The sequence below is a fragment of the Flavisolibacter tropicus genome (assembly GCF_001644645.1).
Lineage (GTDB): Bacteria > Bacteroidota > Bacteroidia > Chitinophagales > Chitinophagaceae > Flavisolibacter > Flavisolibacter tropicus.
The window spans coordinates 235,594-249,357 of record NZ_CP011390.1 but is presented as its reverse complement, the minus strand read 5'-3'; the positions used below and the strand labels follow the sequence as shown (position 1 = coordinate 249,357).

Annotated in this window: 9 protein-coding genes; 2 read left to right on the top strand and 7 right to left on the bottom strand. The window is 42.4% G+C overall.

The features are described from left to right. Window positions 1-913: 913 nt before the first annotated feature. The 4 genes from SY85_RS00925 to SY85_RS00910 all read right to left on the bottom strand — a co-directional run bounded on the left by SY85_RS00925 (window position 914) and on the right by SY85_RS00910 (window position 7,802). Window positions 914-2,335 carry an efflux transporter outer membrane subunit gene (locus SY85_RS00925; protein WP_066409191.1) on the bottom strand — a complete coding sequence of 474 codons (1,422 nt, stop codon included), beginning with the start codon at window positions 2,333-2,335 and terminating at the stop codon, window positions 914-916. Window positions 2,336-2,360: 25 nt separating this feature from the next. Beyond that, entirely contained in the window at window positions 2,361-5,531 is a 3,171-nt protein-coding gene (locus SY85_RS00920) for an efflux RND transporter permease subunit (RefSeq protein ID WP_066401351.1), read from the bottom strand. 141 nt (window positions 5,532-5,672) lie between these two features. After that, entirely contained in the window at window positions 5,673-6,881 is a 1,209-nt protein-coding gene (locus SY85_RS00915; protein ID WP_082886247.1) for an efflux RND transporter periplasmic adaptor subunit, read from the bottom strand. A gap of 318 nt (window positions 6,882-7,199) precedes the next feature. Continuing rightward, complete coding sequence (locus tag SY85_RS00910; protein WP_066401350.1) at window positions 7,200-7,802, bottom strand: TetR/AcrR family transcriptional regulator; 603 nt, start codon at window positions 7,800-7,802, stop codon at window positions 7,200-7,202. Window positions 7,803-8,259: 457 nt separating this feature from the next. Here SY85_RS00910 and SY85_RS00905 point away from each other — a divergent pair, with 457 nt between their 5' ends. Then, window positions 8,260-9,186 carry an alpha/beta fold hydrolase gene (locus tag SY85_RS00905; RefSeq protein WP_066401349.1) on the top strand — a complete coding sequence of 309 codons (927 nt, stop codon included), beginning with the start codon at window positions 8,260-8,262 and terminating at the stop codon, window positions 9,184-9,186. Window positions 9,187-9,274: 88 nt separating this feature from the next. Here the strand turns inward: SY85_RS00905 and SY85_RS00900 are convergent, their stop codons facing one another. Next, window positions 9,275-9,727, bottom strand: coding sequence for a hypothetical protein (locus SY85_RS00900; RefSeq protein WP_066401348.1), 453 nt, complete (start codon window positions 9,725-9,727; stop codon window positions 9,275-9,277). Window positions 9,728-10,575: 848 nt separating this feature from the next. On the opposite strand from SY85_RS00900, the gene SY85_RS00895 reads away from it, so the two are divergent. Continuing rightward, window positions 10,576-11,877, top strand: a complete 1,302-nt coding sequence (locus SY85_RS00895; protein WP_066401347.1) for a hypothetical protein — start codon at window positions 10,576-10,578, stop codon at window positions 11,875-11,877. Window positions 11,878-12,002: 125 nt separating this feature from the next. On the opposite strand, the gene SY85_RS25815 is transcribed toward SY85_RS00895, so the two are convergent. Then, on the bottom strand, window positions 12,003-12,542 hold the full coding sequence (locus SY85_RS25815) for a M28 family peptidase (protein WP_250647449.1): 540 nt from the start codon (window positions 12,540-12,542) through the stop codon (window positions 12,003-12,005). After that, window positions 12,509-13,591: a M28 family peptidase gene (locus tag SY85_RS26065; RefSeq protein WP_250647448.1), complete on the bottom strand. Its 1,083-nt coding sequence runs from the start codon at window positions 13,589-13,591 to the stop codon at window positions 12,509-12,511. Before SY85_RS26065 ends, SY85_RS25815 begins: the two co-directional genes overlap by 34 nt. Window positions 13,592-13,764: the final 173 nt, after the last annotated feature.

Genomic DNA, 13,764 nt, shown 5'->3' with positions numbered 1-13,764 from the left:
GGATATGTAAGAAAGAATGGCAATGTGTAAGATACTCAATTAATTTTGCATTACTAAGAGATTATAGTTGTTTGAATGTCATACCACCATCAAGGGGCTTATTTCCCTTGTTGGCCAAAAGACACAAAAAGGCCTCCGCCTACACAAGACCCCAAAAGGCCAAATCAGTCACTGATTCGCCCTCCCATTAAAACCTCCCTAAAGATTACTTCATTTCCCTTAATAAGCATTACTTCCCCGGATTCTCGTCTTTTTTCGCCTTATAAAAACTTGCTAACCGGATAGGATAACCCGAGGATAAAGAGAGGATAACCCGAGTCTATAAGGACTCAGGTTATCCTCCTGTCATCTTCCAGTTATATAGTCTTTAAATACGATGTATTTATTAAAACACCTAAATTTCAGTAAGGAGTTAGTCAAAAGATAGGTACCAGAAGTGTGGGGATTTGAAGGTTACTAACATCCCTTACAATCAGAATCAACACCACTGTTTGGTCGGATGTCAGCCTAAGTCACAGTAAATAGTTTTAATATGCTTAAATAAGTTCAATAACAGTAGATTTTAGTAAGCGGAGTTGTAATCACCAAGCAGCGCTAACTAAATAGCAACAAACGCTATAACTGCCAAAGACCGATAGAACTTACGGCATAATACCAGATGTTACATATTTACATAAAAGTTTATTCAAATAGGTTAGATATCCATTTGGGGATCACAGGCTTATTTTTTTAAATTTGATCATAATGTGGATAGCGGAAATTATAAGTAATAGTATAGGGGATATTTTAGCTGCATTTATAGAATGGAGAAAGTATAAAAAGAAGAAAAGCAAACGTTCTTAAGACTACATTATCCCGTTACTGCATTTACTGCTTATATACAGCCTTATGTACTTTAACTATAATTATTTACCTACTTCCACCCCCCTCCTAACGAACGGTATAATTCAACGGCTGCCCCCATCTGATCCCGCCGTATGGTTACCAGTTCCAACTGGGCCCTTATGACACTGCCCTGCGCAAGGAGCACCTCCAGGTAGTTGGCCATATCGCTTTTGAATAATAGTTGGGCATTAAAAACGGCATGGGTAAGCGTGTCAACCTGGTCTGCGGCTATCTGTTGCTGTTTTTTTAGTTGCTCTAATTGTATCAACGCATCTGAAACTTCTCCAGTAGCCCTTAACACCGTTTGTCTGAACTCAATGACGGCCTGTTCTCTTTGCTGGCCGGCTACAGCCGCCTGTGTTTTTAAAGCATTCCTGTTGAATATAGGTTGCGCAATGCTACCGGCAGCTAATCCAAACAAGGAGTTAGGAATATTAAACCAATTGCTTGATTTAAATGACTCCAGACCGCCGCCAGCTGTTATATTCAACGCTGGATACATATTGGCTTGCGCAACACCTACTTCAGCATTGGCTGCCACCAAGGCCATTTCGCTGGCCCGCACATCGGGTCTTCGGCTCACCATAGCTACTGGTAATCCCGTTGAAAGATTTTCCGGCAATCTATAATCCTGCATTGTTGCACTCAGTGTCAGTTTACCGGGCAGACTACCTGTGAGTATCTGCAAGGCATTTTCTTCGAGCGCCCTGCTTTGTTCCAGCTTTGGTATAAGCAAGGCTGTCGTTTGTTGTTGCGCTATTGCCTGTTGCACGGCCAGCGATGTTCCTATACCGGCATTACGTAGCAAACGGGTGGCTGTTACAAAAGAATCATTAACGGCCAGGTTGACACGCGTAATTTCCAGTTGGCGGTCCAGCATCAGCAGGTTAAAATACCCTTGCGCAATATTGGCAACCAGTTGTGTTTGTACAGCCCTTACCGCCTCATAGGATTGCAGATACCTGGCCAGTGCGGCCTCCTGCTGCCGGCGTATCTTCCCCCATATATCTGCCTCCCAAGACAAGGCAACAATAGCGTTGTAGTTCTCAATATGCGATTTTCCTAAAAAACTCTTAGCACTAATACCATTAAGACTATTGTCAGAAGGCCGGTTGTACTGAGCCGTTACCTGCAGGTTTACATCTGGCAACTGGAGCAACTCGGCCTGTTTGGATTGGAGCCTTGCCACTTCCATGCGCTTGATAGCAATAAGCAGGTCATGATTATGGGCAAGCCCCTTTTCAATTAGCTGTTGCAGTGTTACATCGGTAAAGAAGGCCTTCCAGTCAATGTCGGCAATACTGCTGGTATCGGCAAAGCTGACCGCCTGGAATTGCTGGGGCAACTCAAGCTCCGGACGCTGATAGTTCTTCCCTACCCTACATGCTGTAAACCAAATAATCAGCAAGGAAAAAATGATGTATTGTATCCTGATATTCTTTTGTAACATAACTTCTTCTTTTTGCTTACAAAACTTATTCAGCCAAATGATCCATAGTAGCGGCATCCGTTTGTACTCTTTGACCACTTACTTTTTCATGCAGGTATTGGAAGATGACAAACAAAACGGGTATGATGAATATGCCCAGTAGCACGCCAGCCAACATACCACCGATGGCTCCTGTGCCAATGGAGTGGTTGCCCAACGCCGATCCGCCCTCTACCCAGGTTAAGGGCAGCAGGCCTACAATAAAGGCAAACGAGGTCATAAGAATTGGGCGCAAGCGCAGTTGCGCGGCTTCCAGCGCAGAGTCTAATAATGACATTCCGGACCGTCTACGTTGTACGGCATATTCAACAATCAGGATGGCATTCTTGGCCAGCAATCCCACCAGCATGATCAATCCTATCTGCACATAAATATTGTTATCAATACCTCTAAGGTTAATGATGCCGAACACTCCCAATATACCGGTTGGCACTGTTAGTATCACAGCCAGCGGTAACACATAACTTTCATACTGTGCGGCCAGCAGGAAATATACAAATACTACGCTCAGTAAAAAGATCAATGTGGTTTGTGAGCCGGCACCTATTTCTTCTCGCGTCATGCCAGACCATTCATACGAATAGCCGCGAGGCAAATAGTTTTGTGCGACTTCTTTTATGGCTACAATCGCATCGCCGGAGCTATAACCCGGTTTGGCCATACCGTTTATAGTAACAGCATTGAACAGATTGTTTCGTGTAACCGTTTCCGGGCCATATACTCTTTCTAGCGAAACGATCGTATTTATCGGCACCATCTCATCCTTATCGTTTTTCACATAAACATTATTTAGAGAAGCCGGCTCTGCGCGGTAAGGCACATCGGCCTGCACAATGACCCGGTAGAATTTGCCAAAGCGGTTAAAATCAGAGGCAAAACTACTTCCATAGTAGACCTGCACGGTTTGTAGCACATTACTCACGGATACGCCTAACTGTTCAGCCTTGGCTTCATTTATATGCAACATGTATTGCGGATTACCAGTGTTGAACGTGGTAAAGGCATAGGCGATCTCTTTCCGCTTCATCAATTCTCCAATAAAACCATAGGCCGTTCCGGCCAGTTTATCCAAGGCACCACTGCTCCGATCCTGCAGAATGAACTCAAAACCACTGGTATTACCAAAACCCTGAACGGTAGGAAACTGGAAAAGAAAAATACTTGCCTCCTTGATCACACTCAGTTTTTGATTGATGACACCCATCACTCCTTCTACATTATCAACAGGCCCTCTTTGGCCATGCGGCTTCATGCGAATAAAGCCCACCGCATAATTGGAACTAATGGCATTGGCCACAATGTTTAAGCCCGTTACGGTTCCCCTTCTTTCCACAGCCTGTACTTCGTTTAACAAGGCATCGATCTTATCCATTACTTTCTGTGTACGATCAAGCGAAGCACCGGGCGGAAGGTTGACGGAAAAAACAATAAAGCCCTGGTCTTCTGTGGGAATAAATCCGGTGGGCGTCTTCTTTGCCAGCCAGAATGCACCTAGTGTCACGAGCACTAATCCAATAATGGGCACCCATTTATGTTTAATCAAAAAATTAATACTCCTGGTGTACCTGTTGGTCATGGAGGTAAAGCCTGAATTAAACGCATTACCAAACCGCCTTGCCCATCCTTGCCTTCTTGCCGTATTGCCAGCAGGATCACTGTGACTCGTTTTTAAAAACAACGCACACAATGCGGGACTCAGCGTTAATGCGTTTACAGCTGAAATCAATATGGCAGTGGCTAGCGTAAAGGCAAACTGTTTATAGAACACACCAGCGGGCCCCTGCATAAACCCAACGGGTACAAACACGGCCGCCATTACCAAGGTGATTGAGATAATAGCACTGGAGATTTCGTTCATGGTTTGAATGGTGGCCGGCTTGGCCGGTAGTCCTGTACGCTCCATTTTAGAGTGCACTGCTTCTACCACCACGATGGCATCATCCACTACGATACCGATGGCCAGCACAAGCGCAAACAACGTTAGCAGGTTGATGGTATAACCAAACACCTGCATAAAAAAGAACGTACCAATAATAGCAACGGGTACAGCAATGGCCGGGATAAGCGTAGAGCGGAAATCTTGCAAAAACAGAAACACCACTAGGAATACCAGTGCAAAGGCAATCAACAAGGTTTCCAATACCTGCCCAATAGATTCATCAAGGAACTCCTTAGCGCTGTAGATATTAAAATACTTAATGCCCCTGGGAAAAGTAGTTGCTGCCCGCTGCATGACCTTATTAGCTTCGGTAAGAATATCATTGGCGTTGGAACCCGCCGTTTGAAACAGTGCGATGCCAATACCTGGGTAGCTGGCAATGTGTGTGTTGGCATTATAGGCAAAGGCGCCAAACTCTATGCGTGCTACGTCTTTTAACCTAACTACTGCCCCACTTACATCCGACTTCAAAATGATGTTCTCATAATCCTGGTTCCTGGAAAATTTACCCTTGTACTTCAACACATATTCAAACGAGGCGGTGCTCATTTGACCAAACCTACCTGGAGCTGCTTCCAGGTTTTGCTCTTGGATGGCTTTAAGTACATCTTGTGTTGAAAGATTATTTGCCGTTAGACGATCCGGCTTGAGCCAGATGCGCATGGAGTAATCCTTAGCACCAAACACTACGGCCTGTCCCACGCCCGGTATACGCTGCAACTCTGGAATGATATTGATCTTAGCATAGTTCTGTAAAAAAGTTTCATCATAGGCAGCAGAATCGGTGCTGTACACGAGGGGAACCATGATCATACTGTTTTGTTGTTTTTGTGTGGAAACACCTGCCACCACTACTTCAGGAGGCAACTGGCTGATTGCCTTTGACACACGGCTCTGCACATTCACTGCGGCCAGATCGGGGTTAGTACCGACCTTAAAAAATACATTCAAGGCCATGGAGCCATCATTACTGGAAGTAGAAGTCATATAGCTCATATTTTCTACGCCATTAACGGCTTCTTCTAGTGGTGTGGCCACCGCTCTTGCTACTACTTCAGCATTTGCACCCGGATAGCTGGCAGTAACTTGTACGGTGGGTGGGGCAATGTCTGGGAATAAAGTGACAGGTAAGGTATACAGAGATAATAATCCCAATAAGGTAATGATGATAGAAACAACGGTTGACAAAACCGGCCGTTCAATAAATCGCTTTAACATGAGCTTTTTGTTTTTTACCAGCTACCAGTAATGAAATAATAGTTGAATCATTACTCACGTTGATACAAGAACTATTTCATAAGCTGGCGGTCCGTTACTATACTGCTTGTGTATGGATGGTAATTGGCCATTCTCAAATAATTATAGCGGCTTTTTCTTCAACAGACTGTCCATGGATATCAGTTGCGGTTGAATCACAGCTCCATCCTGAAGCCGGTCAGTTCCGGAGTAAACAATCTTATCGCCGGCTTTCACTCCTTTGTCGACCAGATAATAATTGCCACTGCTTCCCGTTACCACAATGGGCACACTGGCTACTTTATTACTATCTCCTACAACAAAAACAAATACCTTGTCCTGCAACTCAAAGGTTGCCTCCTGTGGTATTAAAACAGCCGTAGTAACGGTGCGAGGTATACGTATTTTGCCCGTATTGCCAGAACGCAACAGGCCATCCTGATTTAAGAAGCTGGCCCTGAAACTAATGGCCCCCATACTATTATTGAATTGTCCGGATACAACCTGCACTTTTCCTTTTTGTGGATAGGTGCTACCGTCGGCCAGCACCAATTCAACAGGTGGCATTTGCTTGATCTTTTCTTCTACTGTTGTACCGGGGTACTGGTTCTTAAATTGGAGAAAGTCATTTTCACTCAGAGAAAAATATGCATAGATCTCCCTTATTTCAGAAAGCACTGTCAATGGTTCTGTAGTGGAGACACCTACCAGGCTACCGATCTTTAAAGGAATTCTTCCTACATAACCTTGCACCGGTGCTTTTACTGATGTATATCCCAAATTAATTTCAGCATTATTCACTAAGGCTTGTGCCTGTGCTACCCTTGCCTTGGCTTCATCATAAGAGGCCTTTGCCGTTTTCAATTGCACATCAGAGATCACATTATTGTCTACCAATGGTGTAAGCCTGGTGACATTAATCTGTGCATTAACCATATCGGCACGGGCAGCTGCTAATGAAGCCTTAGCATTTTCGAGTTGTGCATGATATGGCCTATCGTTAATATGGAACAACACCTGCCCTTGTTTGACATGAGCCCCTTCGTCTATAAAAATGCGATCTAAGTATCCTTCTACCTGTGGTCTGATCTCGATGTCCTTAATTCCCTCCAGTGAAGCTGAAAATTCCTGGTAGGTAGTAGCAGGCGCAATGCCTACCGTAACAACTGGCAACTCTTGTGGCGGCGGGGCTTGTGGCATGCCCTCTTTACCTGAGGATGAGCCACAGCCATATACTATAAAAACGATGAAGACCGTGACAAAAAGGAAATACTTACGGCCAGCCCGTTCCAAAAGCCACAGAAGTTTTTTATTGGTTTTGCATTCAATCATGGTCCAAACGGTTTAAAAGCATTACAGCTTTTTAGTTAAGAATAAACGGTCCGGATGTTTCCAGAGGAAAGAATCTTGCGTATAAATAATATTTGGGCGAAGGATTTTAGAAAAGGCTAGCGAATGCTGCCACACAGTTTAAATAACGAAGGACTAAATTACAGATTAACTAATTCAACCAGCATAAAAATGCTAATTTTTTTAGTAATCACTTTTACCACAAACGACTTATTGTAGTGGTAATCAGGCTAAACTTCATATAGCAATGCATTCAAGAAAGGCCACTAGCCTTGGGGCTGCAAGTTACAAATAGTAAATTCAGCTCAGGTTCTTTATAAACCCTGCAATAGCGTCTTCCATTACCAACTTGTTTATCTCATTTGACACGCTGGTATCATCCATCATTTTAATGGAGTTGAGTCCATGGAGTACGGACCAGAAAGTATAGTATTTTAGACAGGGATCGGCATTTGCCTGCTTTTTACTTCTTTGCATCAGCTCTGTAATGGGTGCTATTACTGCTTCTCGCAAGTTGGTTCTTTCGGGCAGACATTTTTCCAACTCACAACTCGGTATACCGAGTCCAAACATCAACTGGTAGTATTCTTTATTTTTAGAAGCAAAGTTCCAGTAAGCAAGCGCTATGGCTTTCAATTGTTCAGCAGGGTCTTCAAATTTGGCTTTGGCCTGGTGAACCTTTTTTGCCAACAATTCAAAGCCCTCTTTTCCAAATTCCTGCAAAATGGCTTCTTTGTTCTCAAAGTGTTCATAAATAACAGAGACGCTGTACTCTATGGCGTCAGCGATCTTTCGGATTGACAGCGATTGCCATCCATCCTCCTTAACCATTTGCCAGGCAGTAGCAAGAATGCGGGATCTCAGCTCTTCTTTTTGTTTCAATCGGCGCTCCGTTATTCCCATACCGTTATTTTATAGAACACTGTTCGTAAAAGTAACAACGTTTTATCCCGGAATGCAACTATTCTTTTAGAAAGGTGTGTTAATTAAAAGTGGCTACAGTTGAAGCTCAGCACGCCACCAGCCCCTAAAGGGGAGCGCTCAGGCTTCTTGAACTCCAGAGGCAAAGAGGCACGAAGGGACACAGAGGAAATGGCTGATGTGGTATGCCTGATTTCTGATTTGAATATTTCAGATTGCATGTTTCTGGTTTCTGGTAAACGCCTTCGTTCTCAACCAAACTGCTATTCTTAACGCCTCTTGCTTTTGTCAACCTGAACTCGTTTCTAGGTCTGATGGTTGTACTTTACTAAAACATTCGAACACTAGGGTACTCTATCAACTTTTAGTGACGACCTTTAAAATTGTTTCACTATCGTATTTTGCATACTTTTCCCTCTCAAAGATTATCATTCGTACCATGAAACTTAAAACAATTCTTTACACATTTCTTGTTCTTTTAGTAGCAGTCCTGGTGATACTGCCGTTTGCACGCTCTAAGGAGCAATTATCCTTAAATGATCAAACCCGTAAAGGAATGAAAGGCAGCTTTGTAAAACTGCCACAGGGTGTAACCCATTATGAAATGGCTGGCCCGGCTAACGGACCTGTACTCCTGTTAATACATGGCTTCTCTGTACCCTCCTATATCTGGGATCGTAACTTCCAGGCGCTGGCTGATTCAGGTTTTCGTGTTATACGTTATGATGCTTTTGGAAGAGGATTTTCTGATCGCCCGGAAGCCGATTACAATGCCGACTTTTATCATCAACAAATCAATGATCTGTTAGATGCTTTGCACATTCAAGGTCCTATAAATATTGCCGGACTTTCTATGGGAGGCGCAATTGCAACAGGTTATGCAGCTAACTTTCCTGACCGGATCAATAAAGTTGTATTAATTGACCCGTTCAACCAGCCCAGTGATATCAGTGTATTAAAAACGCCTTACCTGGGTGCCTACCTCAACAAGGTTTGGTTTGTTCCAAGCTTAACGAACGACCAAACGAGCGATTTCCTAAATCCTGCCACTATTCCAGCTAACTATAAAGAAAACTTTGAAGAACAGATGCAATACAAAGGGTTCAATACGGCTATCCTTTCTACTCTGCGAAACTTTATAGCTGTAGATCCAAAGCCTTCATATGTAAAATTGGGAAACATTAAAAAACCAGTATTGTTGGTTTGGGGCAAACAAGACAAGACGCTAACGCTTGATAAAGAAATTCCAGATTTAATTCATGCTAAGCTGTTAATGTTGGACAGTTGCGGGCATTTGCCACCAATTGAGCAACCTGATTTGTTGAATAAAAGTATTACCAACTTCTTAAAAGAAGTACAACAATAAAACGGTCTTTTCAGAGTCGTGTCTCACTTTATTACAATTACCAGAAGAAGGCACGGCTCTTACAAAACTTCAACTTAGCAATCCTACCTTATTTTCTCAGATCATAGGTTACTTCTGTAAAACCAAGCGAACCTACTTCATCATAAGAGTAGAGCACCAGCTTGTTAGCTGTTAAGAGTTTTACAGTAGCGGGGTCTGTGTCAATAGTTATTTCCTTTTCGCTGCGTACGAAGTATTTTGATGTATCGCTATTATTAAGTGTAAACGTATACACTTTTCCATCGGTGCGAAAGTCTATATAATCCACGGGCCTACCTACATAGTTATTCGTTTGAACAAAGGTTGATATTTTGTGCTTAACAGTGATGCTGTTTACCATCCATTTCCCCAAAATTTTAGCGGCCTCTCCTGTGGGGATTACAAATACTTCATTGGCACCATAAATGCCGTCTCTACTGTAAATGAATTGGAGATCGTCTTTATGGCAGGCAGTAAGGAACAGGAATGCTATTAAAGCAAGTAGAGGTGGTTGTGGCTTCATGATTAGAAATTTTTGCTTCTATTTATAATAGCCAAAAGCTGGTTCGCCTATTAATTTTCCAACATAGCTCTATGGTTCGTTTGCGGATAGAGGTTAGCCTACGGCAGTTATTGTTTTCCTTGATAAAGCGATTTAATAAAGTATAATAGCAAGATAAAAATGAGTACTTGTCAACTTTCTGTTTTCCATGAGTAAGCTATAAAAAACTATGCAATACAAATGCCATTCTAAAGCAAGTTTTTTTAAGGAATCATCAAATTTTACAATCGTTTTCATCTTTATTATGTGTGGTATTTTCCTCAAAGACAATACCTTTTTTCACAGGATCTTTTTTATACACTTGTTGCAAAACAAGCCTAGTTTAAATAAGTAAAGAGATGTGCATTAAAGCACAATTGAAATCGAAATATAAATTAGACAATTCAGTTTTATCCTCAAACCTCAGCAAGACCGTCCACTAAAAACTACCAGAACGCTCTTTCTTAATTTTACTATACTGCATTAAAATTTTCAGGGAAGAGAGGCGAGTTAAGTGATTAAATATTGGCATTAAAACAAATAAAAAGTAGTAATAAACCTACAGTCTTTTTCAAGCATAACGACACGCGAGAAAGTATAAACCTTCATTTTGTGCTATTGACTTTAGAGGCCTCACAGAATTACCTAATACAACACGGGTTTCACTTAATACAGCTAAGCTATGCAGAGAAATGGAAGCACTTTTTTTCTTTTCCATTTTGTAACCTTATTCCATTTCAATTACTCTATTACAAAACTACCACCTTACTGTTTCTCATATAATTATAAGATCACCGCCGAACCAGTATTTACCGCTAAACTCATTTATCATGAAATACAGGAAGCAAGTATTGATCATTACCTTTCTAATTCTCAGCGTTGGTATGTTTCAATGTTCCAAGATCGAGGACCGGATAGATCATCACACGGATAATAATCCAAGTCTTGTGCAACAGGGCAAGCAGATCTTTCGGTTCGATACGTTTGGTGATGAAGACTTTTGGAGCGGGTTGCTTCACTTAGACAAAGCCATTGCAGGTAAAGACAATGGAGGCTATGGTCCAGGTGTTAGCCCAAATACAGCATTGGCTGTTGGATTGAAGGTAGATGCAGAAGCGCTACCACCAGACGTAGTAGCCGGCATTACTTCAGGTGCCCTTAAACTTACTGATCCCGCCACCACGTTAGCACTTTTAAAGCTCAATGCGGTAGTAGGTATAAAAGGTAATTTTGACCAAAAGGGTGATTTAAAATCAATTGGCATCACCTGTGCTTCCTGTCATTCTACAGTTGACAATTCCTTTGCTCCTGGTATTGGCAAAAGGTTAGATGGCTGGCCCAACCGTGATTTGAATGTAGGTGGTATTATTTCACTTACCGACAATGCCATCCCCATTGCCAATTTGTTGCATGTAGATGAAACTACGCTTCGGCAGGTATTAAGCCAATGGGGTCCGGGTAAATTTGCAGCTGTATTATTTATGGATGGCAAGGCTCTCCGGCCTGATGGAAAAGTTGCTGCCAACTTAATTCCCGCGGCTTTTGGACTGAAAGATATAGACCTAACCACCTATACTGGCTGGGGCGATATATCCTATTGGAATGCCTTTGTTGGCAACCTGGAAATGCATGGTAAAGGAACATTTGTAGACCCACGCCTGAATAATCCTGCAAAGTATCCTATAGCAGTAGAGAATCGTTTTTACAGTGTCTTCAATTCACCTGATCTGATCACTTCAAAACTTCCAGCATTGCGGGCATATCAACACTCAATAGACGCTCCTAAGCCACCTTCTAGCTACTACGATCATTCTGCCGCTGTAAAAGGGAAGTCCTTATTTCTTACAAAAGCTAAATGTGCATCCTGCCACAAGCTACCATTGTATGCTGACAATATGTTGCACAGTGGTTCAGAATTGGGGATTGATGATTTTGAAGCCATGCGATCTCCTACCGGCAAGTACCGTACAATGCCTTTAGGAGGATTATTTGCCAAAGAAAAAGGCGGCTATTACCATGATGGTCGATTTGCCAACCTGGCAGATGTGGTTAACCATTACGATGATCACTTTAAGCTCAACTTATCAAACCAGGAAAAAAAGGACCTGGTTCAATACTTAAAATCATTATAATGGCATGATCATTAATAAAAACTAAATACTTCATGAATACAAATGAAAACGCCAGAATCAGTTGATTCCGGCGTTTTCGATATTATGGAGTTTGAGATTTGAGATCAGAAATTTAATAATACTATTTAGTCTAAGCCACCTTTACGTGTTGCTTTACGTTGCTCTGGCCAGGTTGCGGGTTGCCCAGTTCTAGGATTAACAGATAATACACTTTTCTCTCTTGGCATCTTCTGCGTGTCTTCACAAGCCATATATACTAGTATAGCTGTTAAAATGGCATTACTACGTACATCATCCCAAACGATTTTATCGTAGGTGTCGCGGTTGGTATGCCAGGTATAATTACCATATAGCCAGCTGTTAGAACTTAATGAGAAACCAGGCGCCCCGGCTGCTACAAACGAAGCAAAGTCAGAACCACCTGCACCAGGGGTACCTGGGAAAGATGTTTGTATTTGGCCTTTGATATCGGCAGGAACTTTAGTTAACCATCGATTTATAAATTCGTAAGAATGTAAAAAACCTTGGCCTGATATATTTACAACACGGCCTGTTCCATTATCCTGATTGAAAAGCGCCTGCAGGTTTTGAACGATCTCTGGATGATCTTCAACAAAAGCCCTTGAACCGTTCAATCCTTGCTCTTCACTACCCCAATGGCCCACCAGGATGGTACGCTTAGGATTAGGATATACTTTTTAAGAATACGCATGGCCTCCATCATCACTAGGGTTCCAGTACCATTGTCGGTGGCGCCGCCGCCGCCATCCCAGCTATCAAAGTGGGCAGAAAGCATAACATATTCGTTTGGCTTTTCTGATCCGCGTATTTCAGCCACAGTATTAAAGGTTGGAACCACGCCTCTCTCTTTAGAGTCTGCGCGCACACTTAATTTAGGCTTTTGACCAGATTCAGTTAGGCGATATAACAAACCGTAATCCTCTAATGAAATATCAAGTGTTGGTACCTTTTTGGTATTAGCACCAAAGATTTTGTTAGCTCCAAAGCCGCTGCTCCATTGGGATTGAATGATACCCACCGCACCAGCATTCTCCAACGCCAGCGCCAATGTTTTGGCAGTCAAACCAGTTTTACTAATACGCTTGCGCCAGGCCTCAGTTTGCGCCTCTCTCTCCTTTTTCATTTTTTCAAAGGATTCCTTTGTGGCAAACTCCTCCCAGTTGTAATCCGGGCGACCAGAAGGTTGCTCCATAGAGATCAGTACAAACTTGCCTTTAACGGAAGGCAACCATTGCTTAAAAGCAATTGAGTCTGCCACATCTGGTAGAATAATGGTTTCAGCAGTTACTGTTTTTCCATTAGTAGAAGGGCTCCAGGCTAACTGCATACCTTCCAATGTTCTCACACGAGGAGATATTAAATCAATATGCGTGATGCCTCTTTCCCATCCACGCCACTCACCCCATTTTTCATTTCGTGCCGAAATACCCCAGTTCTCATAAGTCTTTACAGCCCAATCGTTTGCCTGTTGCATTTGCGGTGTACCTACTAAGCGAGGACCAATCAAATCCACTAATTGGTGTCCTAAGGATTGTAATTGAGAGTTCTCTGTTGCTTCTTTTACAATTTGTTGCACCAATACAGAATCTTTATTCTGTGCATGCGCTGTAATACTACAAGTAATGGAACCGAAGAAAAGCAAAACGGCAGATCTTCTGAGTAATGTTTTATTCATTTTAGTACGGTATTGCATAGATGCAATTTAACAATAATTTGTTTGGCTTGGCTAACGAGGGTCTTCGTTGAATCTTTCTAATGCACTTTTAATAGATGAAACATAAAATGAAATCTTATACAAGCCAAGCTTTCCGACAAGACATTTGCGCCAAGAAGAAGCAGGAGAAAAAGGCAACTTAAGGAAACAAG